The 23511-nt window shown below is 68.4% G+C and carries 18 protein-coding genes and 2 tRNA genes; 8 read left to right on the forward strand and 12 right to left on the reverse strand.

The annotated features are described in order from the left end of the window. Positions 1 to 9: 9 nt before the first annotated feature. The 6 genes from ACAV_RS10750 to ACAV_RS10775 all read right to left on the reverse strand — a co-directional run bounded on the left by ACAV_RS10750 (position 10) and on the right by ACAV_RS10775 (position 3163). The gene (locus ACAV_RS10750; protein WP_013594601.1) at positions 10 to 822 is read right to left on the reverse strand and encodes an IclR family transcriptional regulator; all 813 of its coding nucleotides are present in this window, start codon (positions 820 to 822) and stop codon (positions 10 to 12) included. Positions 823 to 887: 65 nt separating this feature from the next. Continuing rightward, positions 888 to 1625 (reverse strand): arginyltransferase, encoded by a 738-nt coding sequence (locus ACAV_RS10755; protein WP_013594602.1) that lies wholly within the window; start codon positions 1623 to 1625, stop codon positions 888 to 890. Then, positions 1622 to 2383 carry a leucyl/phenylalanyl-tRNA--protein transferase gene (gene aat / locus ACAV_RS10760; protein ID WP_013594603.1) on the reverse strand — a complete coding sequence of 254 codons (762 nt, stop codon included), beginning with the start codon at positions 2381 to 2383 and terminating at the stop codon, positions 1622 to 1624. The genes ACAV_RS10755 and aat overlap by 4 nt, the downstream gene beginning before the upstream one ends. Before the next feature lie 150 nt (positions 2384 to 2533). Further along, positions 2534 to 2609: transfer RNA gene (locus ACAV_RS10765), tRNA-Asn, on the reverse strand. A gap of 59 nt (positions 2610 to 2668) precedes the next feature. Continuing rightward, positions 2669 to 2744 (reverse strand) — tRNA-Asn (locus tag ACAV_RS10770). A 68-nt stretch (positions 2745 to 2812) separates the two neighbouring features. Next, positions 2813 to 3163 carry a YbaN family protein gene (locus ACAV_RS10775; RefSeq protein WP_013594604.1) on the reverse strand — a complete coding sequence of 117 codons (351 nt, stop codon included), beginning with the start codon at positions 3161 to 3163 and terminating at the stop codon, positions 2813 to 2815. Between the two features lie 192 nt (positions 3164 to 3355). Between ACAV_RS10775 and def the strand changes: the two genes are divergently transcribed. Further along, the gene (def, locus tag ACAV_RS10780) at positions 3356 to 3895 is read left to right on the forward strand and encodes a peptide deformylase (protein ID WP_013594605.1); all 540 of its coding nucleotides are present in this window, start codon (positions 3356 to 3358) and stop codon (positions 3893 to 3895) included. Positions 3896 to 3931: 36 nt separating this feature from the next. On the opposite strand, the gene ACAV_RS10785 is transcribed toward def, so the two are convergent. After that, entirely contained in the window at positions 3932 to 6538 is a 2607-nt protein-coding gene (locus ACAV_RS10785; protein WP_013594606.1) for a [protein-PII] uridylyltransferase, read from the reverse strand. Positions 6539 to 6641: 103 nt separating this feature from the next. Continuing rightward, entirely contained in the window at positions 6642 to 7457 is an 816-nt protein-coding gene (gene map / locus ACAV_RS10790; protein WP_013594607.1) for a type I methionyl aminopeptidase, read from the reverse strand. A 203-nt stretch (positions 7458 to 7660) separates the two neighbouring features. Between map and purL the strand changes: the two genes are divergently transcribed. From purL to ACAV_RS10800, 3 genes are all read left to right on the forward strand, one after another. Then, complete coding sequence (gene purL / locus ACAV_RS10795; RefSeq protein WP_013594608.1) at positions 7661 to 11683, forward strand: phosphoribosylformylglycinamidine synthase; 4023 nt, start codon at positions 7661 to 7663, stop codon at positions 11681 to 11683. Positions 11684 to 11803: 120 nt separating this feature from the next. Then, the gene (locus ACAV_RS24095) at positions 11804 to 12454 is read left to right on the forward strand and encodes a peptidoglycan recognition protein family protein (RefSeq protein WP_013594609.1); all 651 of its coding nucleotides are present in this window, start codon (positions 11804 to 11806) and stop codon (positions 12452 to 12454) included. A gap of 29 nt (positions 12455 to 12483) precedes the next feature. After that, entirely contained in the window at positions 12484 to 12906 is a 423-nt protein-coding gene (locus ACAV_RS10800; protein ID WP_225981508.1) for a hypothetical protein, read from the forward strand. Positions 12907 to 12952: 46 nt separating this feature from the next. Here the strand turns inward: ACAV_RS10800 and ACAV_RS10805 are convergent, their stop codons facing one another. Further along, the gene (locus ACAV_RS10805) at positions 12953 to 14740 is read right to left on the reverse strand and encodes a putative bifunctional diguanylate cyclase/phosphodiesterase (protein WP_013594611.1); all 1788 of its coding nucleotides are present in this window, start codon (positions 14738 to 14740) and stop codon (positions 12953 to 12955) included. A gap of 169 nt (positions 14741 to 14909) precedes the next feature. Here ACAV_RS10805 and ACAV_RS10810 point away from each other — a divergent pair, with 169 nt between their 5' ends. Both ACAV_RS10810 and ACAV_RS10815 read left to right on the forward strand, forming a co-directional pair. Beyond that, positions 14910 to 15902 (forward strand): DUF808 domain-containing protein, encoded by a 993-nt coding sequence (locus ACAV_RS10810; protein ID WP_013594612.1) that lies wholly within the window; start codon positions 14910 to 14912, stop codon positions 15900 to 15902. A 101-nt stretch (positions 15903 to 16003) separates the two neighbouring features. Then, on the forward strand, positions 16004 to 16606 hold the full coding sequence (locus tag ACAV_RS10815) for an OmpW/AlkL family protein (protein ID WP_013594613.1): 603 nt from the start codon (positions 16004 to 16006) through the stop codon (positions 16604 to 16606). Between the two features lie 108 nt (positions 16607 to 16714). Here the strand turns inward: ACAV_RS10815 and ACAV_RS10820 are convergent, their stop codons facing one another. Next, positions 16715 to 18502, reverse strand: a complete 1788-nt coding sequence (locus ACAV_RS10820) for a cache domain-containing sensor histidine kinase (protein WP_013594614.1) — start codon at positions 18500 to 18502, stop codon at positions 16715 to 16717. A 41-nt stretch (positions 18503 to 18543) separates the two neighbouring features. Beyond that, the gene (locus ACAV_RS10825; RefSeq protein WP_013594615.1) at positions 18544 to 19572 is read right to left on the reverse strand and encodes a metal-dependent hydrolase; all 1029 of its coding nucleotides are present in this window, start codon (positions 19570 to 19572) and stop codon (positions 18544 to 18546) included. Positions 19573 to 19821: 249 nt separating this feature from the next. Between ACAV_RS10825 and egtD the strand changes: the two genes are divergently transcribed. Beyond that, the gene (gene egtD / locus ACAV_RS10830) at positions 19822 to 20760 is read left to right on the forward strand and encodes an L-histidine N(alpha)-methyltransferase (RefSeq protein WP_013594616.1); all 939 of its coding nucleotides are present in this window, start codon (positions 19822 to 19824) and stop codon (positions 20758 to 20760) included. Positions 20761 to 20778: 18 nt separating this feature from the next. After that, positions 20779 to 22185 carry an ergothioneine biosynthesis protein EgtB gene (egtB, locus tag ACAV_RS10835; RefSeq protein WP_013594617.1) on the forward strand — a complete coding sequence of 469 codons (1407 nt, stop codon included), beginning with the start codon at positions 20779 to 20781 and terminating at the stop codon, positions 22183 to 22185. Positions 22186 to 22201: 16 nt separating this feature from the next. Here egtB and ACAV_RS10840 read toward each other — a convergent pair whose 3' ends face one another. Beyond that, on the reverse strand, positions 22202 to 23488 hold the full coding sequence (locus ACAV_RS10840; protein WP_013594618.1) for an O-acetylhomoserine aminocarboxypropyltransferase/cysteine synthase family protein: 1287 nt from the start codon (positions 23486 to 23488) through the stop codon (positions 22202 to 22204). Positions 23489 to 23511 lie beyond the last annotated feature (23 nt).

A 23511-nucleotide genomic window follows, 5' to 3' on the forward strand; every position in this document is an offset into this window, starting at 1 on the left:
CCATGGGCTCTACCGCTGGGACGAGCCCGCGTCCTTTTGGGCCCGGCTGCGGTCATAGCCCAGGGCGGCAGAGATCTCGTCCGCGGTGGCCTGCAGCTTGGGCAGCCAGTTTTCGTCCAGGCGGTCGGCCGGGGCTGAAATCGACAGGCCGGCGACGAGCTGGCCCTGGTCGTCGAACACGCCTGCCGCCATGCAGCGCACACCCAGTTCCAGTTCCTCGTTGTCGCGGGCGATGCCGTACTGCCGGGCCTGGCCCAGTTCACGTTCCAGCGCCGGCAGCTGGGTGATGCTGTTGCGCGTGTGGCCTGCCAGCCCGGTGCGCACGGCATAGGCGCGCACGCGCTGCGGGTCGTCCACTGCCAGGAACAGCTTGCCGGTGGAGGTCAGGTGCAGGGGGGCACGGCCACCGATGGCGCGGACCACCTGCATGCCGGAGCGCTCGCTGTAGGCTCGCTCGACATAGACGATTTCGTCGCCCTGGCGCATGCTGAGGTTGACGGGCTGCTGGGTCAGCTTGTGCAGGCTGCGCATGGGCAGGAGGGCGGCGTCACGCACGCTCAGCCGGGCCTTGACGAGGTTGCCCAGCTCCAGCAGCCGCATGCCGAGCCGGTAACTGCCCGACTCGGGCCGGTCCACGAAGCGGCCGAGGGTCAGGTCGTTGAGGATGCGGTGCGCGGTGGAGGGATGCAGCCCCGTCTTCTCGCTGATTTCCTTCAGGGGAATGGCTTCTTCCCGGGAGGCGAGCACGTCGATGAGGGTGAACATGCGCTCCAGCACCTGCACGCTGGGTTTGGAGGAGGCGCCTGCGTCGTCTTTTTTCATGGTTCTCGGCCAAGGCAATGTCCGGGAATTTTATCTTATGAAAAACCCGGCCGTGGCGTGGGAGCTCAGCCGCCGCGCTGCCACTCGCCGTGCACCCGCAATTCGTGTGGATGGAAGCGCGACTTGTAGTTCATCTTGGCGCTCTCGGCGATCCAGTACCCCAGGTAGACGTGCGGCAGGCCGAGCGTGCGCGCCTGCTCGATCTGCCAGAGCACGTTGAAGGTGCCGTAGCTGCAGTCCGGATCGGGATCGTAGAAGGTATAGACGGCCGACAGGCCGTCGTCCAGCACGTCGAGGATGGACACCATGCGCAGCGTGCCTGTCTCGCCGTCGGGCGCCGGATCGCGGAATTCGACCAGTCGCGAGTTCACGCGGCTTTGCAGCAGGAACTGCGTGTACTGGTCGATGCTGTCGTGGTCCATGCCGCCGCCGGAATGGCGGGCGCGCTGGTAGTGGAGATACAGCTGATAGTGCTCCGGCTCGTAGCACAACCGCAGCACGCGGGTCTGGAGGCCGCTGTGCTGCTTCCAGGCGCGGCGCTGGCTGCGGTCGGGCCGGAATTCACCCGCCAGCACGCGCAGAGGCGTGCAGGCCTGGCAGCCGTCGCAATAGGGGCGGTAGGTGAACATGCCGCTGCGGCGGAACCCGCGCGCCACCAGGTCGGAATACACGTCGCTCTGGATCAGGTGGCTGGGCGTGGCGACCTGGGACCGGGCCTGCCGGTCCGGCAGGTAGCTGCACGGGTAAGGGGCCGTCGCGTAGAACTGCAGGGTCTGCAGCGGAAGGTCGTTGAGTTGCGTCATTGCGGGCCGGGCGAGGGGGGCAGCAATGCGTCCCAGTATAAGGAATCGAACCGCCAGGTCATCGGTGCCAGGGCGGTGGCGGCCTGCACGTTGCGCAGGAAACGCTCGCGCGGGATTTCCCGGGCGCCGAGCGATGCGAGGTGGGCGGTGTTCTGCTGGCAGTCGATCCATTCCGCCCCGTGGCGGCGGCACAGGCAGACGAGCGCCGCCAGGGCGATCTTCGAGGCATCGGTGGCATGGGCGAACATGGACTCGCCGAAGACTGCCCTGCCGATGCCGATGCAGTAGAGGCCGCCGGCCAGCCGGCCGTCCTGCCAGGTCTCGATGCTGTGGGCGTGGCCTGCGCGGTGGAACTCCTCGTAGGCGGCGATCATGTCCGGCACGATCCAGGTGCCGTGCTGTCCGCCGCGCGGCGTCTGCGCGCAGGCGCGGATCACGTCGGGGAAGCTGTGGTCCACGCGGATCTCGCAGCCGGGTGTCGTGCGAAAGCGCTGCAGGGTGCGCCGCAGCGACCGGTGCAGGCGGAACGACTCCACGTGCAGGACCATGCGCGGGTCCGGGCTCCACCAGAGGATGGGCTGCCCCGCGCTGAACCACGGGAAGATGCCCTGGGCATAGGCCTGGCGGAGGTGTGCCGTATCGAGGGCCCCGCCGGCCGCGAGCAGGCCGGGGGCCGGGTCCCCTGGGCCCCAGGCGTGCGCCACGGGCGGGAAGGGGTCGTCGGGTTCGAGCCAGGCGAGCGGAGGGGGCGATGGCATGCGTGCAGATGGGCGGGCAGGGTGGCTGGGTGCCATTGTGCGCCCCCCAGGAGGCCATGTGCGCTACATGCTGCCGGGGCCGAGGCGGCAACCGGCGCGCAAACCAGAATCGGAAAATAAAAAGGCCACCCCTGGGGGTGGCCTTTGATGTGGCTCCTCGACCTGGGCTCGAACCAGGGACCTACGGATTAACAGTCCGGCGCTCTACCGACTGAGCTATCGAGGAATGACTTTTCGAATGTAAGCGGGCCTTGTCCGGTTGCAGTGCCCGCTGCAAAAACTTCTTGGCTCCTCGACCTGGGCTCGAACCAGGGACCTACGGATTAACAGTCCGGCGCTCTACCGACTGAGCTATCGAGGAACAAGACTTAGATTATATACACAAAAAACAGCCTGATCGAAAAACTCATGTGCCCATGGCAAAAGAGTTCACTCGGGGCGGCACCAGAGCCACGCCAGCACGCACGCCATGCAGGCCGACGCGCCGATGGCCACCCATCGCGGCGCGGAGCTGACCACGAGCACGACGCCGCACAGAGCCATCATGGCCGTGGCGCTCCATTTCGCGCGGCGGCTGACGCGGCCGCCGTCGGCCCAGTTGCGCAGCATGGAGCCGAACAGCGGATGCCGCCACAGCCAGGCATGCAGCCGCGGCGAACTGCGTGCGGCCGCCCAGCCGGCCATTAGGACGAACACGGTGGTCGGCAGCCCGGGCACGAAGATGCCGACGATGCCCAGGCCCAGGCTGAGCGCGGCGAACGCCAGCAGCAGCCAGCGCACCGGCGCCGGCAGCGGCGCATGGGCGGGAGGCGGAGGCAGGGGATCCGTGGGCGGGAGGCGGAGGCAGGGGATCCGTGGGCGGTGCGGGCATGGGGCGATTGTGCCTGCCGATATGCAGGGGCGATATGCTGCGTTCCCCTGGACCTGCGGCGATCCACGCCGCCGGCCGTCTCGCGAGCTTTTTCTTTTTACATGGCCATCCACGACATCCTCAAGATGGGCGACGAGCGTCTTCTGCGCATCGCCCGGCCCGTCGCCGAATTCGGCACGCCTTCGCTGCTGCAGCTGGTGCAGGACATGCGGGACACCATGCGCGCGGTGAATGGCGCGGGCCTCGCCGCGCCGCAGATCGGGGTGGACCTGCAGGTGGTGATCTTCGGCTCGAACGAGCGCAATCCGCGCTACCCCGACCGGCCGCTGGTACCGCCCACGGTACTGGTGAATCCGCGGATCACGCCGCTGGGCGACGAAGAGGAAGAGGACTGGGAAGGGTGCCTGTCCGTGCCGGGGCTGCGGGGCGTGGTGCCGCGCTGGTCGCGCATCCACTACGCGGGCTTCGACGAGCATGGCACTCCGATCGACCGCACGGTGGAAGGCTTCCATGCCCGGGTGGTGCAGCACGAGTGCGACCACCTGGTGGGCAAGCTGTACCCGATGCGCATCCGCGACTTCTCGCGCTTCGGCTATGCGGACGTGCTGTTCCCGGACATCGCGGAGCACGAGGACGACTGACGCGTTGTGTCGCCTCTCCTGCTGCCGGGCGGTGGCTCAGCCCGACAGCGCTTCCAACAGTTCGGTCTCGATCTGGATCTGCCGCGCGTTGTGCTGCAGTTCCGGGCCCTGGATGAGGAAGGTGTCTTCTACGCGCTCGCCCAGCGTGCTCACCTTGGCGAGTTGCACGTTGAGGTGGTGGCGCGAGAGCACGCGCGCAACCAGGTAGAGCAGGCCGGCGCGGTCGCTGGCGGATATGTGCAGGATCCAGCGCTGGGCCTTCTCGTCCGGCCGCAGGGCCACGCGCGGCGTGATGGGAAAGCTCTTGACCCGGCGCGAGACGCGCTTGCGGCCGGGTTCGGGCAGCGCTCCGCCTTCCTCGATGGTGCGCGCGAGTTCGCTCTCGACCATGTGGGTGAGTTCGCGGTAGTGGCCGGCCTGCTCCGGTGCGACGATCTGGAAGGTGTCGAGCGCGTGGCCGTTGCTGGCGGTGTGCACGCGCGCGTCCAGGATGCTGAATCCCGCGCGGTCGAAATAGCCGCAGATGCGCGCGAAGAGATCCGGCTGGTCGGGGGCGTACACGGCCACCTGCAGGCCTTCGCCGGCCAGCGACTGGCGGGCACGAACGACCGAGCGTCCCGCGCCCACGTGGCGGGCCATGTGGCGCGCGTGCCAGGCGATGTCTGCCGCCTCGTGCCGCATGAAGTAGCCGACGTCCAGCGTGTCCCAGAGCTTCTTGTGGCCCTCGAAGGGCTGGGCGTTGAGCGCGAGCAGGACCAGCGCTTCGCGCTTGCGGGCCTCGACCTCGGCGGCGGCGTCCGGAGCGCGCCCGCCCAGCGTGCGCAGCGTGGCGCGGTAGAGGTCTTCCAGCAGCTTGCCTTTCCAGGCGTTCCAGACCTTGGGGCTGGTGCCGCGGATGTCCGCGACGGTGAGCAGGTACAGCGCGGTGAGGCGCCGCTCGCTGCCCACGCGCCGGGCGAATGCGGCGATGACATCGGGGTCGGTGAGGTCCTGCTTCTGCGCCACCTGGCTCATGGCGAGGTGCTCGGCCACCAGGAATTCGACGAGCGCGGCGTCTTCCGCGCTCACGCCGTGCTGGCGGCAGAAGTGGCGCACTTCCTCGGCGCCGATGCGTGAGTGGTCGCCGCCGCGGCCCTTGCCGATATCGTGGAAGAGGGCTGCGAGGTACAGCAGCCAGGGCTTGTCCCATCCGCCGGCGAGCTGGGAGCAGAAGGGGTATTCGTGCGCATGCTCGGGCATGAAGAAGCGGCGCACGTTGCGCAGCACCATGAGGATGTGCTGGTCCACTGTATAGACGTGGAACAGGTCGTGCTGCATCTGCCCGACGATGCGCCGGAAGGGCCAGAGGTAGCGGCCCAGCACCGAGGTCTGGTTCATCAGCCGCATGGCATGGGTGATGCCCACGGGCTGCTGGAGGATGCGCAGGAACTGCTGCCGGTTGACGGGGTCGCGGCGGAAGGCGGCGTCCATGACGCCGCGGGCGTTGTAGAGCGCGCGCAGGGTGCGTACCGACAGGTCCTTCAGCCCTTCCTCGGTCTCATAGAGCAGGAAGGTTTCCAGGATGGCGTGCGGGGCGCGGTGGTAGAGGTCGTCGCTGGCGACTTCGATGAGGCCTGACTTGTCGTAGAAGCGCTCGTTGATGGGCCGCAGTTCGTGGGAAGGCGGCGAGAGGCGTTCCTCGATGTTGAGCAGCAGGATCTGGCTGAGCTGCGAGACCGCCTTGGCCGCCCAGTAATAGCGGCGCATGAGGCTTTCGCTCGCCCGCAGGCGCTGGCGCTGCCCTTCGGCGGCGGCCTGGTTGCGGTAGCCGAAGGACTCGGCCACGGCGGTCTGCAGGTCGAAGACGAGCCGGTCTTCGTGCCGGCCGGCGATGGCATGCAGGTGCGCGCGGATGAGGAACAGCAGGGCTTCGTTGCGCTCGATCTGCCGTACCTCGAAGTCGGTGGCGAGGCCGTGGGCGGCCAGTTCCTTCCAGTTGCGGCCCAGGCCGCTGGCGCGGGCCACCCAGAGCACGGTCTGCAGGTCGCGCAGGCCCCCGGGCGACTCCTTGCAGTTGGGCTCCAGCGCGTAGGGCGTGTTCTCGTATTTGTTGTGCCTCTGGCGCATTTCCAGGGTCTTGGCGACCAGGAAGGCCTCCGGGTCCATCTGAGCGTCGTAGCGCTCCTGGAAATCCGCCACCAGGGTAGCGCTGCCGATGATGCGGCGGGCCTCCAGCAGCGAGGTCTGCACGGTCACGTCGGCTGCGGCCTCGGTCAGGCACTCGGCCACGGTGCGCACGCTGGATCCGATTTCCAGCCCGGCGTCCCAGCAGCTGCCGATGAAGGCCTCGATGGCGGGGCGCAGCGGGCCTTCGCAGTCGGCTTCGCTGCCGTCGGGCAGCAGCACGAGCACGTCCACGTCGGAATAGGGGAACAGCTGGGCGCGGCCGTAGCCGCCCACGGCCAGCAGCGCCAGGCTGTCCGGCAGGCCGGCCCGCTGCCACAGGGTGCGCAGCAGCCGGTCGGCGAGGGCGGAGAGCTTGCCGAGCAGGGGGCGCACGCTGCGGGTGGACGCCCCCCGGGACTGCAGGCTGGCCAGCAGGGTGGCCTTGTCCTGCCGGTAGGCGTCGCGCAGGGGCTGGAGTTCCGAAAGCGTGGGCGGCATGGCGTGCGGGGAAGAGGGCGGTGGGGGCGTCGGAGCGCGGTCGGCTGGCATGGCCGTACCGCAAGCAAGAACCATGCTGCGCCTGTGCGCGCCAGCGCAGCCGTCAGGTCTTCACGGCCGTGACGAACGGCGGCAGCGGCGGCGAGCCGGCCGACAGGGTGAGGACCTCATAGCCCGTCTCGGTCACGAGCACCGTGTGCTCCCACTGGGCTGACAGGCTGTGGTCCTTGGTGACGATGGTCCAGCCGTCGTTGCCGTGCTCCTTGACCTCGCGGCGGCCGGCGTTGAGCATGGGCTCGATGGTGAAGGTCATGCCCGGCACCAGTTCCTCGAGCGTGCCGGGGCGGCCGTAGTGCAGCACCTGGGGTTCTTCGTGGAATTTCTTGCCGATGCCGTGGCCGCAGAACTCGCGCACCACCGACAGGCCGTGGCCTTCTGCGAACTTCTGGATGGCATGGCCGATGTCGCCCAGGTGCGCCCCCGGTTTCACCTGCAGGATGCCCAGCCACATCGCCTCGAAGGTGAGCTGGCACAGGCGCTTCGCGGCGATGGAGACATCGCCGATCAGGTACATGCGGCTGTTGTCGCCGTACCAGCCGTCCTTGGTGATGACGGTGACGTCCACATTCATGATGTCGCCCTTCTTGAGGGGCTTGTCGTTCGGAATCCCGTGGCAGACCACGTGGTTGAGCGAGGTGCAGAGCGACTTGGGGTAGGGCGGGTAGCCCGGCGGCTGGTAGCCGATGGTGGCCGAGATGGTGCCCTGTGCGGCCATGCACTCGGCGGCGAGCCGATCCACGTCGTTCGTGGTGATGCCGGGACGGATATGGGGCGTGATGTGGTCCAGCACTTCCGAAGCCAGGCGGCAGGCTTCGCGCATGCCGGCGATTTCCTCGGCGGACTTGATGGTGATGCTCATGGGGGGATTATCCCATCGGGGGCCGTACGGTGCCTCCGCGGACGCGACGGCAGTGGCGGGCGGCCGAAGGCGCGGGCCCGGTAAAATGGCGGGCTCCGCCGAACGCGCCGCGACGCCCCGGAGGCTGGCCCCATTCAGCGGCCCGCCCGCCGGCCGCGGCCTCCTGCTCCGAGCCCCATCCTTTCCCGCAACAGGCCGCCAAAGTGACCCTGCACCTTACCTCGTTCGAAGGCAGCAACGCCCTCAGCCCCTTCCGCGTCCAGCAGCTCCTGCCTCGCCTGCAGGCCATCCACGACCGCATCGAGGGAGTCGCAGCCCGGTTCGTGCACCTGGTGGCCACCGATGCCGAACCGACGCCGGCCGACCGCGAGCGCCTGGCAGCCCTGCTCACCTACGGCGACCCCTACGCAGGCCCGGACTCCGGCCCTGCCATCGTGGTCGCGCCGCGCATCGGCACCGTCTCGCCCTGGGCATCGAAGGCCACCGACATCGTGCGCAATTGCGGGCTGCACGTGCGCCGCGTGGAACGGGTGACCGAATACCGGCTGTCGCTGCGCCCGGGCCTGTTGGGCGGCGTGCCCACGCTGACCGATGCACAGAAGCAGGCCGTGGCCGCGCTGCTGCACGACCGCATGACGGAATCGGTGCTGTGGGACCGGGCCGGGGCGGCCGACCTGTTCACCGAGCTGCCCGCGGTGCCCATGGAATTCGTGGACGTGCTGGGCGGCGGGCGCGCCGCGCTGGAAGGGGCGAACACCCGCTGGGGCCTGGCGCTGGCGGACGACGAGATCGACTATCTCGTCAATGCCTTTACTTCGCTGCGCCGCAATCCCACCGATGTCGAGCTGATGATGTTCGCGCAGGCCAACAGCGAGCACTGCCGCCACAAGATCTTCAACGCGCGCTTCACCATCGACGGGGAGGAACAGGACAAGAGCCTGTTCGCGATGATCCGCAACACCCACCAACTGGCGCCGCAGCACACGATCGTCGCCTACTCCGACAACGCTTCCATCATGGAAGGCAGCGCCGTGGAGCGCTTCATCGCGCCGGCCTCCACCGGGCGCGCGGCGCAGGAAGTGCCCGCCTACCGCAAGAGCGACGCGACGCACCACGTGCTCATGAAGGTGGAGACGCACAACCACCCGACGGCGATCTCTCCGTTCCCCGGCGCCTCCACGGGCGCGGGCGGCGAGATCCGCGACGAGGGCGCCACGGGCCGCGGCTCCAAGCCGAAGGCCGGCCTCACGGGCTTCACGGTGTCCAAGCTCTGGGGCGGCTGGAGCGACGAGGCGGGCGGCAAGCCGGAGCACATCGCGAGCCCGCTGCAGATCATGGTGGAAGGCCCGCTGGGCGGCGCGGCTTTCAACAACGAGTTCGGCCGGCCGAACCTGCTGGGCTACTTCCGCGAGTACGAGCAGGACGTGGCCGGCGTGCGCCGCGGCTACCACAAGCCCATCATGATCGCGGGCGGCCTGGGCGTGATCGACGCGGGCCTGACGACGAAGATCGAGTTTCCGGCCGGCACCCTGCTGATCCAGCTGGGTGGCCCGGGCATGCGCATCGGCATGGGCGGCGGCGCGGCCAGTTCCATGGCCACCGGCACCAACGCTGCCGAACTGGATTTCGATTCGGTGCAGCGCGGCAACCCCGAGATCGAGCGGCGCGCGCAGGAGGTCATCAACCACTGCTGGGCGCAGGGCGCGCAGAACCCGATCCTGGCGATCCACGACGTGGGCGCGGGCGGGCTGTCCAACGCGTTCCCCGAGCTGACCAACGATGCGGGCCGCGGCGCGCGCTTCGACCTGCGGGCGGTGCAACTGGAGGAATCCGGCCTGGCGCCCAAGGAGATCTGGTCCAACGAGAGCCAGGAGCGCTACGTGCTGGCGATCGCGCCCGAATCGCTGGATACCTTCCGCGCGTTCTGCGAGCGCGAGCGCTGCCCGTTCGCCGTGATCGGCACGGCCACGGGCGAGCGCCAGCTGGTGCTGGAAGACACTGCCGTGGAAGCGGGCGACCAGAAATTCCCCGTGGACATGCCGATGGATGTGCTGCTGGGCAAGCCGCCCAAGATGCACCGCGACGTGAAAACGGTGCGCCGCGCGGCCGCGCCGATCGAGCTCACCGGCGTGCCGCTGCAGAAGGCTGTGATCGACGTGCTGGCGCATCCCACGGTGGCCTCCAAGCGCTTCCTGATCACCATCGGCGACCGCACGGTGGGCGGGCTCTCGCACCGTGACCAGATGGTGGGCCCGTGGCAGGTGCCCGTGGCCGACTGCGCCGTGACGCTGGCCGATTACAAGGGTTTTGCGGGCGAGGCGATGTCGATGGGCGAGCGCACGCCGCTGGCCGCGATCGACGCACCGGCCTCGGGCCGCATGGCCGTGGCCGAGGCGATCACCAACCTGCTGGCCGCACCGATCGAGCTGCCGCGCGTGAAGCTGTCGGCCAACTGGATGGCGGCCTGCGGCGAGCCGGGGGAGGATGCCGACCTGTACGCCACCGTGAAGGCCGTGGGCATGGAGCTGTGCCCGCAGCTGGGCATCAGCATTCCGGTGGGCAAGGATTCGCTCTCCATGCGTACGCAGTGGAAGGATGAGGGCGGCGCCGCGCAGAAGGTCACTTCGCCGGTGAGCCTGATCGTGAGCGCGTTCGCCACGCTGTCCGACGTGCGGGGCACGCTGACGCCGCAGCTTGACGCCATGGAGGAGGACACCACGCTGGTGCTGGTGGACCTGGGCCGTGGCCGTTGCCGCATGGGCGGCAGCATCCTGGCGCAGGTGCTGGGCCAGGAGGGCGGCGAGGTGCCCGACCTGGACGACGCGCAGGATCTCGTGAGGCTGGTGGATGCGGTGAACGCGCTGCGCGCGCAGGGCCGCATCCTGGCCTACCACGATCGCAGCGACGGCGGCCTGCTGGCCGCGGTGGCCGAGATGGCCTTCGCGGGCCACGTGGGCGTGGCGCTGAACGTTGACCTGCTGGTGACGGAAGGCGACGGCATCGCCGACAGCCGCATGGAGACGGGTGACGCCAAGAACTGGGCGCAGCAGGTGAGCGCGCGGCGCGAGGAGCTGACGCTCAAGGCGCTTTTCAACGAAGAGCTGGGCGTGGTGCTGCAGGTGCGCACCGCCGAGCGCAATGAGGTGATGCAGACGCTGCGCGAGCACGGCCTCTCGAAGTTCAGCCACTTCGTCGGCAAGACACGTCCCGCGGCGTCCGCCATGGACGTGGGCAAGGGCGAGCTGCAGGTCTGGCGCGACGTGAAGGCGGTGTTCAGCGCGTCGCTGTCCGACCTGCACCAAGTGTGGGACGCCGTGAGCTGGAAGATCTGCCAGCAGCGCGACAACCCGGCCTGCGCCGATGCCGAGCATGCGGCGGCGGGCGCTCCGCATGACCCGGGCCTGCACGTGGCACTGACGTTCGACCCCGCCGAGGACGTGGCGGCGCCGTTCCTGAACCTCGCGCGGCCGAAGGTCGCGATCCTGCGCGAGCAGGGGGTGAACTCGCACATCGAGATGGCCTATGCGTTCAACGAGGCGGGCTTCGATGCCTACGATGTGCACATGACCGACCTGCAGTCGGGTCGCGCGAAGCTGGCGGACTTCAAGGGCGTGGTGGCCTGCGGTGGCTTCAGCTATGGCGACACCCTGGGCGCCGGCATCGGCTGGGCGCGCTCGATCACGTTCAACCCGGTGCTGTCGGAACAGTTCCGGGGCTTCTTCGGCCGCGCCGACACCTTCGGCCTGGGCGTGTGCAACGGCTGCCAGATGTTCGCCGAACTGGCCGACATCATTCCGGGCGCTGCCGCCTGGCCGCGGTTCACGACCAACCAGAGCGAGCGCTTCGAGGCCCGCCTGTCGCTGGTGGAGGTGCTGGAGTCCCCCAGCCTGTTCTTCGCAGGCATGGCCGGCAGCCGGCTGCCGATCGCCGTGGCGCATGGCGAAGGCTATGCGAACTTCGCGCGCCGCGGCAATGCCGCCCAGGCGATCGCGGCGATGCGCTTCGCGGACCACCATGGTGCCGCCACCGAGCAGTATCCGTTCAACCCCAACGGCAGCGCGGGCGGGCTCACGGCGGTGACCACGGCGGACGGCCGCTTCACGGCCATGATGCCGCACCCCGAGCGCGTGTTCCGCAACATCCAGATGAGCTGGACCAGCGGAGACCGCAACGCGCTGAGCCCGTGGATGCGCATCTGGCGCAATGCGCGCAAGTGGGTGGGGTGAGGCGGCGGTTCTGCTCGCGAAAATTTTCGTTGTTTATGTTGAGCATTTCTTAAGTTGATGTCCTAGAGCACTATTCCTGATGAAAATTAGGAATCGGTGCTACCTGGAGGTTTATTTTTGATGTTCAATGTAAACGATATGGGAATGATCGTAGGAGATTCGCGTGTCAAGGAAAGGCGTTTCCCAGCCATTGAGCGATCTTCAATGGCACTTGTGCGTGGATTGATAATTCATCAGACGGATTCGGAGGATGAGTTTTCAGTGTTTGCGAGCTATGCTCGGGCAAATGCGAATGGCGCCCATTTTCTTGTTGCAAAAAATGGATGTATTTATCAGACGGCCTCTCTTTTTCGAACAACGAGGCACGTAGGTAAAATAAAGGCCCGCTGCATGGCTGAACATCGATGCACACCCTCGGAAGTCATTAGGTACCAGAAGTTCTCACCAGATGCGACCAACCGCCTGGAGATGGTGAAGACTGTGCCGCAGCGCTATCCTTCCAACTTGGATAGCGTGGGAATAGAAGTTGTCGGAAAATGCCGCCTGCCAGCCCATGTTCGCATGCCGGTAGGACTTACGGATATCGAAAAGAATTCCTTTGTCGATAAATTTGGTGTCTATGATCCGCTCACTACTGCACAACAAGTAGCTTTGCAGTATTTGTTGGGGGGATTGGTCAGTACTCTTCATGTGCCATTAGAAGAGATACATCGACATCCTGACGTCAGCTATAAACAGAGAACCGAGGCTGCTACTGCTGTTTTGAGATGAGGTCGCCATACATATGTTCTCTTTGGCTTGTGTTGTCGGCCCTCTCGGCTGTTGGCGCCAATGCGGGAACAGAAAAACTTCCCTTCGCCCACGCGAAAATCCAGAAAATCACCATCGAACGCCCTGCTGCCCAGGCGCGGTTCGCTCCGGAAGTGGACTGCCGCGGCCTGGCGCTGGATGCCAGGCGGGTGAAATTCTTCCTGCAGCATGCCGCCCTCACGGACAGCGGCTCATACCGGCGCAATGCCATCCTGGACGACTGCTCGGCGGATGCCACGGTGGTCTTTTCGGATGGCCGGACCGTGACGGTCTCCATCGACAGCGGAACGGGATGGGGTGCGGTGAGCCGTGGGCAGCGGTCCCGGTTCCTGGCCTGCGAGGCGTGCGTGGATATCCTGCAGCCGGACTTTCCCTTCGATCCGGAGCGCAGGCCCTCTGACGCGGAGCGTTAGCTGCCGCCACGGCGCGGCCTGAGACGGGGGCGTTGTTCCTGCCCGCTCAGTCCTGCCCGGGAGTGACGAGCAGGTTCCAGCGATGCACGAAGGCGAAGGCCTCGGCGGGTGGCAGCGGGCGGCTCAGGTAATAGCCCTGTACCTGGTCGCAGCCCAGTTCCATGAGCTGGTCGAACACTTCGGCGGTTTCCACGCCCTCGGCCAGGAGGCGGTAGCCCAGGGTGTGGCCGAGCTGGACCATGCCGCGCACGACATCGAGGGCGCGGGCATCGGTGCCAATGGGACGGATCAGGGCCTGGTCGAGCTTGAGCACCTCGGCCGAGAGGTCGTACAGGCATCCGAAATTGCAGTAGCCGGTGCCGAAATCGTCGAGCGCCACGCGCACGCCCATGGCGCGGGCCGCCTTGATGCCTTCCAGGGTGGGGCCTTCCGTCAGCACCGCGTTCTCGGTGCATTCGATCTCGAGCCGCGAGGGGGCGAGCCGGTGCCGGGCGAAGGCGTCCTGGAGCATGGCGGCGAATCCGGGCTGCTCGAGGTTGCGCGGCGAGACGTTGATCGCCACGTCCACCTGCAGGCCGTCGTCTTCCCACGCGCGTATCTGCGCCAGTGCCGTGTTCAGCACCCATTCGGTGACGGCCTGGATGTAGGTGGTCTTCTCCAGCAGGGGAATGAAGTCGCCGGGCGACACCGGGCCCAGCTGGGGATGGTCCCAGCGGATCAGGGCCTCGAGGCAGGTGTAACGCGTGGAAGCGCGCTCGAACTGCGGCTGGTACACCAGCCGGAATTCTCCCGCCATGAGCGCGCGGGGAATGCTGGCCATGAGCTCGTAGGAACGGCGGTAGCTGAGGTCCACCGCGGCGTCGTAGCTGCAGACAGCCGTGCCGGACATCGGCTGGTGGTAGAGCGCGGCGTTGGCGCGCCGCAGGGAATCGACGGCGTCGGCCGGCTCGAGGGTGAAGGGGGCCAGGCCGATGCGGCGCCGCTGGTTGATGACGATGCCCGAGCCCGTCGGCAGCGGCGCGACCAGTGTGTCCAGCAACTGCTGCGTGAATTGCGCCACGGTCTGCTGGTCGGAGTCCCGCAGCACGAGCGCCAGCCGGGCGACGCCGGTGTGGTACACGCGGGACTGGTTGCCGACGAAGAAGGCCAGCCGCCTGCCTGCCTCGTAGGTCAGCTGTTCGATGGGCTGCATGCCGATGGCCCGGGCAGCGTCCATGATGCCGTCGTGCGGCAGGAGCTCGAGCAGGACCAGCACGCGGTGCTCGCCGGGCGCGGCCAGGCACAGTCCATGGAGGTCCTGCAGCAGTTGCGTCCGGTTGGGCAGCAGGGTGGACTCGTCCACGCGCGCGGCGGCGCACTGCAGGTCGATCTGGGCCATCACCAGAGCGGCCAGGTCTTCCAGCTGCCGCTGCTGTGCGCCGTCGAACGTGCGGGGGACGGTGTCGATGAGGCACAGGCTGCCCAGGTGGTGGTGGCCCCGCAGGATCAGTGGGGCTCCGGCATAGAAGCGGATATACGGCGCTCCCTGGACGAGCGGGTTGGCGGCGAAGCGCGGGTCTTGCAGCGCGTCTTCCACCACCATGACCTCCGAGGACCGGATGGTGTGGTCGCAGAAGGCATCCTCGCGGCAGGTTTCGCGAACGGCCAGGCCGATCTGCGACTTGAACCATTGCCGGTCCGCGTCCACCAGGCTGACGAGCGCGATGGGAACGCCGAAAAGGCGGCTGGCCAGCCGCGTGATGCGGTCGAACTCCTCGGTCGGCGGAGTGTCCAGCAGACCGGTGGCCCGCAGGGCCGTCAGCCGTTGCTGTTCTGCGCTGATCGGAGGGGTCATGGAGGCGGTCGAAAATGCGTGGTGCTGCGGAGGATAGGGAATTATCTCAGCCCTGGTTCCTGCAAGGATGTTTCCCCGCGTCCATGCCGACGCAGTTCCGCCCGCTTCTGCGCACCGCCGCCCGGGCGTGGGACTCCATAATCGGCGCTTCCCAACCACGGAGCTTCGCATGGCCGGCGCCAGCCTTTTGACCCTGCTTGACGATATCGCCGCGGTGCTCGACGACGTTGCCCTCATGACCAAGGTGGCTGCGAAAAAGAGCGCAGCGATGGCCGACGATGTGTCGGTGATGACGAAGACGGCCGCGCAGAAGACCGCAGGGGTGCTCGGCGACGACCTCGCGCTGAACGCCCAGCAGGTGACCGGGGTGCGCGCCGAGCGCGAACTGCCGGTGGTCTGGGCGGTGGCCAAGGGGTCGCTGGTGAACAAGGCCATCCTGGTGCCGGCGGCGCTGTTGATCAGCGCATTCATTCCCTGGGCCGTCACGCCCCTGTTGATGCTGGGAGGGGCGTTCCTGTGCTTCGAGGGCGCGGAGAAACTGGCGCACCGGTTCCTGCACCAGGATGCCGCAGGCAAGGACGCGGACCGGGAGGCCCATGCCCAGGCTGCGGCGAACGCCGCCGTGGACATGGCCGCCTTCGAGAAGGACAAGGTGCGAGGAGCGATCCGTACGGATTTCATCCTGTCCGCGGAGATCATCGCGATCACGCTGGGCACGGTGGCTGGCGCGCCTTTCGGCCAGCAGGTGGCGGTGCTTTCGGGGATCGCTCTGGTCATGACCGCCGGGGTGTACGGGCTGGTTGCAGGCATCGTGAAGCTCGACGATGGCGGCCTCTGGCTCAGCCGCCGCTCGCTCGGCGCGCTGCGCGTGCTGGGCCGCGGCATCGTGGCGGCTGCGCCCTGGCTGATGAAGGTGCTTTCCGTCGCGGGGACGGCCGCCATGTTCCTGGTGGGTGGAGGCATTCTCGTGCACGGCCTGCCGCCGCTGCACCACGCGGTGGAAGGGTGGGCATCCGCTGCTGCGCAGGGGGGCGGCGGGTTCCTGCAGGTGGTGGTGCTCAACCTGCTCAATGCCGCGAGCGGCATCGTGGCGGGCGCGCTGGTGCTGGCCGGCGTGACCCTGGTGCAACGCTGGCGCGGGCGCAAGGCCGGCGCGCATTGAGGCGTGCATGGCCCTTTGATCTGTGGCAAGGCGGGCGGTGCGTTTTGCAAGCCCAATGCGTTCACGGGGGCCGTCCCCGTTCAACCGCATCGAGTCCTCCTATGAAAAAGAATCTGCTCGCCCTGGCTGCCCTGTGCGTCCTGACCTCCGGCGCTGCCTATGCGCAGGCTACCGACGGCCAGGGCCCCTGGATGGTCCGCGTCCGCGCGGTGCATCTGGACAGCGACAACAAGGACAGCACCGGACTGGGCCTGTCGATCAACAACAAGACCATTCCGGAAGTAGATATCTCGTACTTCTTCGACAAGAACATCGCCGCGGAACTGGTGCTGACGGTGCCGCAGAAGCAGAAGGTGTATTCCAGCGCGCTGGGCGCACAGATCGGCACGCTGAAGCACCTGCCTCCGTCGCTGATGCTGCAATACCACTTCGACGCCCCCGGCTTCAGGCCGTACGTCGGCGCGGGCATCAACTACACCCGCTTCTCCAGCGTGCGCCTGCCTGCCGGCGTGAGCATCGACAAGAGCAGCTGGGGTGGCGCCCTGCAGGTCGGCGTGGACATTCCGCTCACCAAGAACCTGTCGCTGAACTTCGACATCAAGAAGGTGTACATCCGCACCGACGTGGCTGCCAACGGTGCCACCCTGGGCACCCTGAAGATCGATCCGGTGCTGGCCGGCGTGGGTCTGGGCTGGCGCTTCTGAACGAGCAGGCCAGGATGGGGCCGGCGCGCATGCGCCGGCCCTTTTTCTTTCCGGGGTCTGAATGCGGCCTGCGGCCTGGACGCCGCTGCGCAGGCGGCGGTCGGCGCGTCAGGCCGCGGGTGGAGGCTCCTGCGCAGGCATGGGGAGTTCCAGCGTGAAGCAGGCGCCATGGCCGGTTTCGGAGGCCACGGTGAGCCGGCCGCCCATGAGCTCGGCGAGCCCGCGCGAAAGCGCCAGGCCCAGGCCCGTGCCACCGTGCTGGGTGCTCACCTCCGCACCGCCCTGGCTGAATTTCTCGAAGATGACCTCGTGCAGGTCGGCGGGGATGCCGGGGCCCGTATCGATGACCCTGAAGCGCAGGTTGCGCGCCTCGGCGGTGTCCACCTCCAGCCGCACGCCGCCCTCCCGGGTGAACTTGAGTGCGTTGCTCAGCAGGTTGTTGAGGATCTGCTTGAGCCGCAGTCCGTCGCACCGCAGCATGTGGGGTACGTCCGGGGCGATGCGCTTTTCGAGCGTGAGCCCTTTCTGCGCGGCAGAGATGGCGAAGAGGTCCACGGTAGTGCCGACGAGTTCGCGCACGGCATGGTCTCCGGGCACGATGGGCATGGCGCCGGCCTGCACCTTCGCAAGGTCCAGGATCTCGGACAGCAGGGTGTTGAGGTGCTCCGCCGCACTGCGGATCAGGCCGGCGGCTTCGCGGTAGGACGGCTGCTCCAGCCGCTGTTCCATGAGCTCCGCAAAACCGTGGATGCTGGTGAGAGGGGTGCGCAGTTCGTGCGAAATGGCCGTCAGGAATTCGCTCTTGGCGCGGTTGGCGGAGCGGGCCTGGGCTTCGCTCGCCGCGAGTGCCACGTTCTTCTGCTCGAGCTGGCGCAGTCCCCGCAGGAAGCCCGCGCACAGGGCGACCAGTGCTGCGGAAAAGAGCCCGGCGAACACCATGGTGAAGTTCCGCATGGTCTTCCATTCCGCCAGGGCTTCGTCGTCGGCCGTGGACACGAGGACGGTCAGCGGATAGCCGGGCAGGCGGTGGAAGGCGGTGATGCGGCCCAGCCCGTCAACGTGGCTGACGCGCTGGTAGGTGCCATGCCTGCGGGTGGTGTCCGCGAGGGGATGGTCGGGCGGGAATTCGATGACCTGGTCGATGTTGCCTGCCTGGGTTCCGATCACCCGGGTCAGCATGCCGAAGTCTGCCCCCATCAGCACGACCGCGCCCTGGGCGCCGATGTCCACGCCACCGTACACCTTCTCGAAATAGCTCGGATTGAGCGAGGCGACCACCACGCCGTGCAGGTAGCCGTTGCGGCCGATGATGGGCCGGCTCAGCTGCATGGTCCGGCGGCCCGAGATCCGGCCCGTGACGGGCTTGCCGATGAAGAGGCCGGATGCGGACATCTGCGTCCGCGCGTGGGGTACCTTGGAGGGCTCCAGGTGCACCCGGATGTGTTCGCGCTCGCTCAGGTCGGTATCCTGGTTGCGGGCCCCGGTGGGGTCGAGGTTGCTGCCCACGAACCGGCCGTCGGGGCCCACGATGGACAGCTGGGTGAGGATGTCCGGCGCCAGGCCTGTCTCGTTGGCGAACAGGGCGTAGTCCTCCTTCGTGAACTCTCCGCTGCGCACTTCCGCCGCCACGCGCAGCGTGGCCTGGTCGGCCGCCGCCAGGACCCGCAGCGTCTGCTCTTCCAGCACGCGGGCCAGGTTGGCATTCTGGCGTCGCTGGGATTGCACTGCATCCTGCCATTTGGTCTGCAGCGAGATGGCGACAAGCGCCCAGGTGGCCGTGAGCGCCAGGAGCAGGGTGCCGATCACCAGGGCGCGCAGCCGCCGCCCGCCCTGGGCCGTGTGCGCAGGCACTGCCGGCAGGTGCTCTAGGACCCGGTGGGAGGAGGGTTCGGACATGGAGGGCTAGCTTGCCACGTTCTGGTGCGGCGCGGGGTGCGTCAGGGCCGGGTGCCGGTGCCGAAAATGCCGTCCCCGCCACTCTGCCCGAGGATCCGGCGCCCCAGGGCCGGCAGGGCCGTGGACGCATCGGGGCGCTGCCATGCCTGGGTCACGGTGGAATGGCCGGCCGCGAGATCCGCCGGCGTGCCCAGATCGAAGTGGAAGCTGTAATCGGGCTCCTGGCCCATGCGCAGGTCCGTGACCTGGACGTGCCCGCCATGCTCGCGCATGCGGTAGAAGCCGTGGCTGAAGGCCGCCACGCGCTGCACGGACGGCTGGGCTGCGAACTGCGCGATCAGTGCCTCACCCCGGTCGTGCACGGTGAAGTGGATGGGCCGCCCGCGGTCGGCGAGCGCGTAGAAGCCTTCCGCATACTGCCCGGGTGCCATCGCCACCACCCGCCAGGCGAGGGTGTTGAACGGCGTGGGCGTCACGAGCACCTGTCCCGCCGGCCATCCGATGCCGGCGAGCGACTCCCGTGCAATTTGCGCGACGTGCTGCTGTACCCCGAAGCCCCAGGCCAGGTAGGCGGTGCTCAGCCACAGCCCGGCCGTGTTCCAGCGCAGGCCGCGCGGGCCTGCAAGCGCCAGCGCCGCGACCACCCCGACGATCAGCGGCACGGTGTAGAGCGGATCGATGATGAAGATGCTGCCGACTCCGTAAGGCTGGTCGGTGAACGGGCGTAGCAGTTGGGTGCCGTACACCGTCATCCAGTCGAGCAGCGGGTGGGTGGCGAGCGCGAGCCAGAGCGCCAGCCACCAGCGCTTCCACTGGAAGCCCTCGCCGTGGAGGCGCGCCGCCAGCGCGCCCAGCAGCGGCGCGAGCAGCGAAAGGTAGAGCAGGGCGTGGGTATCGGCACGGTGCAGGACCATGTTGGCAATCGGGTCGCCATGGTCGATGAGGGCGTCCAGGTCGGGCAGCGTGCCCGCCACGGCGCCCCACAGCGCGGCTTTCCAGGCGGCGGTGCGCCGGCCCATGGCAGCCAGGGAGACGGCGGAGCCGAGGGCGATCTGGGTCAGGGAATCCATGCTGGGGCGACGGGCGTCGGCGAAAAAAGGTGCCGAGCGGGCGGCGGGGGTGGCCGGGCAGGGCGCCGCAGCGGCCGCATTCTAGGGCGAACGATGCGCGGGCGTCCTACATGCCCGGCGGAAGCTCTCTGCAATGCTGGGCACCGGCCATCGCGCCCCGGCGCAGCAGCCGCCGTCCGGCATGGCCTGCGAGCTTAGCCGGCCCCTGCCGCCCCGGCGGCCCTTTCCCCTTCAGGAAAAGAGATCCCGATGAACGCCCATGCCCTCCAGCGGTCCGAACCCGCCCATTCCGACATCATTCCCGGGCTGCTGCGGCACCCCGCCTGTATTTCGCCGAAGTATTTCTACGACGAGCGGGGATCGGAGCTCTTCGAGGAGATCACCCGGCTGCCGGAGTACTACCCCACGCGCACCGAACAGGCCGTGATGGCGCGGCATGGCGAAGACATCGCGCAGGCGGTGGGCGCGGTCGAGACGGTGATCGAGCTGGGGGCCGGCAGCTGCGAGAAGGTGCAGCCGCTGTGCCGCCTGCTGCGGCCGCAGCGTTTCGTGGGGGTGGATATTTCCGCGGATTTCCTGCGCGGCGCGGTGGCACGTCTGCAGGAGGCCCTTCCCTGGCTGCGGGCCGAGGCCGTGGCGGGCGACCTCACGCGGCCCGTGGTGCTGCCCCAGGATGTTCCCCGTGCCCGGCGGCTGGTGTTCTACCCGGGCTCCTCGATCGGCAACTTCGATCCGCCCCAGGCACTGGCGCTGCTGTCGCGCATGCGCGGCCTGGTGGACCGCGACGGCGGCGTGCTCATCGGATTCGACCTGCCCAAGGACGTGGCCGTGCTCGAGGCTGCCTACGACGACGCGGCCGGCGTGACGGCCGCGTTCAACCGCAATGCGCTGGAGCACGTGAACCGGCTCATCGGCAGCGACTTCGTGGCGCAGGACTGGGAGCACCGCGCCTTCTTCGACCGGCGCCTGTCGCGCATCGAGATGCACCTGGAGACGCCCCGCGGCGCCCACGTGCGCTGGCCTGGCGGCGGGCGCGTCTTCGCGCCCGGCGAGCGCATCCATACCGAGAACAGCTACAAGTACACCCTGCCGGCCTTCCAGGCCCTGCTGGCGCGGGCGGGCTTCTCCCGCGCGCGGGTCTGGACCGACGAGCGCGGATGGTTCGCCGTGGCCTACGCGCGGCCCTGACCCCTGGAGACCCCCGCCATGACCCCTCCCCTGAGCCTGGTGCGCCGGACGGCGCCGGGCGGTACACCCGCCGTAGCGGCAGCACTGCAGGAGCGCTATGCCGAAGTGCGCCGAGCCTCGCTTGCGCTGGCCCTGCCGCTGTCCGACGAAGACTGCTGCGCGCAGTCCATGCCCGATGCGAGCCCCGTCAAATGGCACCTGGCGCACACCACGTGGTTTTTCGAGACCTTCGTGCTCGAGCCGCGGGAGCCCGGCTTCGCCCCGTTCCATCCGGCGTTCCGCGTGCTGTTCAATTCCTACTACAACGGCGTCGGGGACAAGCATCCCCGGCCGCAGCGCGGATTGCTCACGCGCCCGGCGATGGCGCAGGTGCTGGAATACCGGCAGGACGTCGATGTCCGCATGGGACGGATCCTGGCCGGGCTGCAGGAGGAGCCGGATCCGGGCCTGCAGGCCCTGGTGGAGCTCGGCCTGCAGCACGAGCAGCAGCACCAGGAACTGATCCTCACCGACGTGAAGCACCTGCTGTCGAGCAGCCCGCTCTGGCCGGCCTACCGGTTGCAGAGCCCGGGCGGGGCGCCGGCGGGGCCGCAGGAGCGGCAGCTGGAACCCGCAGTGGCTCCATCCGTGCGCTGGCGGAGGTTTCCAGGCGGCGTCACGGAGATCGGCCACGACGCGCGGGCCGAGGGCGCCGGTTTCGCCTTCGACAACGAATCGCCCCGGCACCGTGTGTACCTGCAGCCCTATGCGCTGGCCTGCAGGCCGGTCAGCACGGGCGAGTACCTGGCCTTCGTCGAGGCCGGCGGCTACCGCGATGCCTCGCTCTGGCTGGCCGAGGGCTGGGACTGGATCCAGGCCATGAAGCTCCAGCACCCCCTCTACTGGCGCCGCGGGGCGACGGAAAGCGGCGACGGCGCGGGCTGGCACGAGTTCACGCTCGCCGGACCGCGGCCGCTCCGCCCGTCGGCGCCTATGGTGCACCTGTCCTATTACGAAGCGGACGCGTACGCGCGCTGGGCCGGAGCCCGCCTGCCCACCGAGGCGGAGTGGGAGGCCGCCGCGGCAGCATCGCCGGGCGCGCAGGCCGTGCAGGGACATTTCGCCGACAGCGGCGTTCTGCACCCACGCGCGGCATCGGGCGCGGCCCGGCCGGACCCGGACGGGCAGCCGCCGCTGGAGCAGTTGTTCGGCGACGTCTGGGAGTGGACGCAGTCCAGCTACGCGGCCTACCCGGGCTTTCGCGTGGCCGATGGCGCCGTGGGCGAATACAACGGCAAGTTCATGGTGAACCAGTACGTGCTGCGGGGTGGATCCTGCGCGACGCCCCCGGGCCATGTCCGCGCCACCTACCGGAATTTCTTTCCGGCCACCGCGCGGTGGCAATTCTCCGGCCTGCGCCTCGCGCGCGACCTGGAGAGCGCCTGACCCGCGCGGCATCGCGTCACACGGCGTCCAGCGCCTGGGCCAGGTCGGCCGTGAGATCGTCGATGTGCTCGATGCCGACCGACAGGCGCACCATGCCCTCGGCCACGCCGGCCTGCTGCAGTTCTTCCGGCCCGAGCTGGCGGTGCGTGGTGGAGGCCGGGTGCGTCGCCAGCGAGCGCGCATCGCCGATGTTCACGAGCCGCGTGAAGAGCTGCAAGGCATCGAGGAAGCGCGCGCCGGCCGCCCGTGGATCCTCGCCCGGCGCGGACCGCAACTCGAACGAGAGAATGCCGGAGGCCCTGCCGCCGAGCAGGCGCTGCGTGATCGCATGGTCGGGGTGGCCGGGCAGGGCTGCGTACCGCACCTGCGCCACCTTGGGATGCTGCTGCAGGTAGTGCGCGACGGCCAGCGTGTTGTCGCAGATGCGGTCCATGCGCAGGGCCAGGGTTTCGATGCCCTGCAGGATCAGGAAGGCATTGTGCGGCGAGAGGGTCGCCCCGGTGTTGCGCAGCGGCACGACGCGCGCGCGGCCGATGAAGGCCGCCTCGCCCAGGGCTTCGGTATAGACCACGCCGTGGTAGCTCGGGTCAGGGGTGTTGAGGCAGGCGAAGCGCTCCCTGTGCTGCGCCCAGGGGAACTTGCCGCTGTCCACGATGGCGCCGCCGATGCTGTTGCCGTGGCCGCCCAGGTACTTGGTGAGCGAGTGGACGACGATGTCCGCGCCGTGCTCGATGGGGCGCAGCAGGTAGGGGCTGGGCACGGTGTTGTCCACGATCAGCGGCACGCCATGGTCGTGCGCCACACGCGCCAGCGCGGCGATGTCGGTCACGTTGCCCAGCGGGTTGCCGATGGATTCGACGAAAACGGCCTTGGTGCGGCCATCGATGTGCCGCGCGAAGCTGGCGGGGTCGCGCGGGTCCGCGAAGCGGGTGGCGATGCCCTGGCGCGGCAGCGTGTGCGCGAACAGGTTGTAGGTGCCGCCATAGAGCGTGCTGGCCGAGACGATGTTGTCGCCGGCCTCGGCGATGGTCTGGATCGCGTAGGTGATGGCCGCCATGCCCGAGGCCAGGGCCAGCGCGGCGATGCCGCCTTCGAGTGCCGCGACGCGCTTCTCGAGCACGTCGTTGGTCGGATTCATGATGCGGGTGTAGATGTTGCCCGGCACCTTCAGGTCGAACAGGTCCGCGCCGTGCTGGGCGCTGTCGAAGGCGTAGGCCGCCGTCTGGTAGATGGGCACCGCCACGGCGCGGGTCGTGGGGTCGGGTGCCTGTCCGGCGTGGACGGCGAGGGTCTCGATCTTCATGCTGTGCTGTCTCCTCGGAAGCA

It is taken from the genome of Paracidovorax avenae ATCC 19860, assembly GCF_000176855.2.
Classification (GTDB): Bacteria; Pseudomonadota; Gammaproteobacteria; order Burkholderiales; family Burkholderiaceae_C; genus Paracidovorax; species Paracidovorax avenae.

Bases quoted from the DNA above. Each gene is read 5' to 3' on its own strand.
- ACAV_RS10750 (WP_013594601.1), bottom strand. From the start codon at position 822: ATGAAAAAAGACGACGCAGGCGCCTCCTCCAAACCCAGCGTGCAGGTG.
- ACAV_RS10755 (WP_013594602.1), bottom strand. From the start codon at position 1,625: ATGACGCAACTCAACGACCTTCCGCTGCAGACCCTGCAGTTCTACGCG.
- aat (WP_013594603.1), bottom strand. From the start codon at position 2,383: ATGCCATCGCCCCCTCCGCTCGCCTGGCTCGAACCCGACGACCCCTTC.
- def (WP_013594605.1), top strand. From the start codon at position 3,356: ATGGCCATCCACGACATCCTCAAGATGGGCGACGAGCGTCTTCTGCGC.
- ACAV_RS10785 (WP_013594606.1), bottom strand. From the start codon at position 6,538: ATGCCGCCCACGCTTTCGGAACTCCAGCCCCTGCGCGACGCCTACCGG.
- map (WP_013594607.1), bottom strand. From the start codon at position 7,457: ATGAGCATCACCATCAAGTCCGCCGAGGAAATCGCCGGCATGCGCGAA.
- ACAV_RS24095 (WP_013594609.1), top strand. From the start codon at position 11,804: ATGTTCAATGTAAACGATATGGGAATGATCGTAGGAGATTCGCGTGTC.
- ACAV_RS10805 (WP_013594611.1), bottom strand. From the start codon at position 14,740: ATGACCCCTCCGATCAGCGCAGAACAGCAACGGCTGACGGCCCTGCGG.
- ACAV_RS10810 (WP_013594612.1), top strand. From the start codon at position 14,910: ATGGCCGGCGCCAGCCTTTTGACCCTGCTTGACGATATCGCCGCGGTG.
- ACAV_RS10815 (WP_013594613.1), top strand. From the start codon at position 16,004: ATGAAAAAGAATCTGCTCGCCCTGGCTGCCCTGTGCGTCCTGACCTCC.
- ACAV_RS10820 (WP_013594614.1), bottom strand. From the start codon at position 18,502: ATGTCCGAACCCTCCTCCCACCGGGTCCTAGAGCACCTGCCGGCAGTG.
- ACAV_RS10825 (WP_013594615.1), bottom strand. From the start codon at position 19,572: ATGGATTCCCTGACCCAGATCGCCCTCGGCTCCGCCGTCTCCCTGGCT.
- egtD (WP_013594616.1), top strand. From the start codon at position 19,822: ATGAACGCCCATGCCCTCCAGCGGTCCGAACCCGCCCATTCCGACATC.
- egtB (WP_013594617.1), top strand. From the start codon at position 20,779: ATGACCCCTCCCCTGAGCCTGGTGCGCCGGACGGCGCCGGGCGGTACA.
- ACAV_RS10840 (WP_013594618.1), bottom strand. From the start codon at position 23,488: ATGAAGATCGAGACCCTCGCCGTCCACGCCGGACAGGCACCCGACCCC.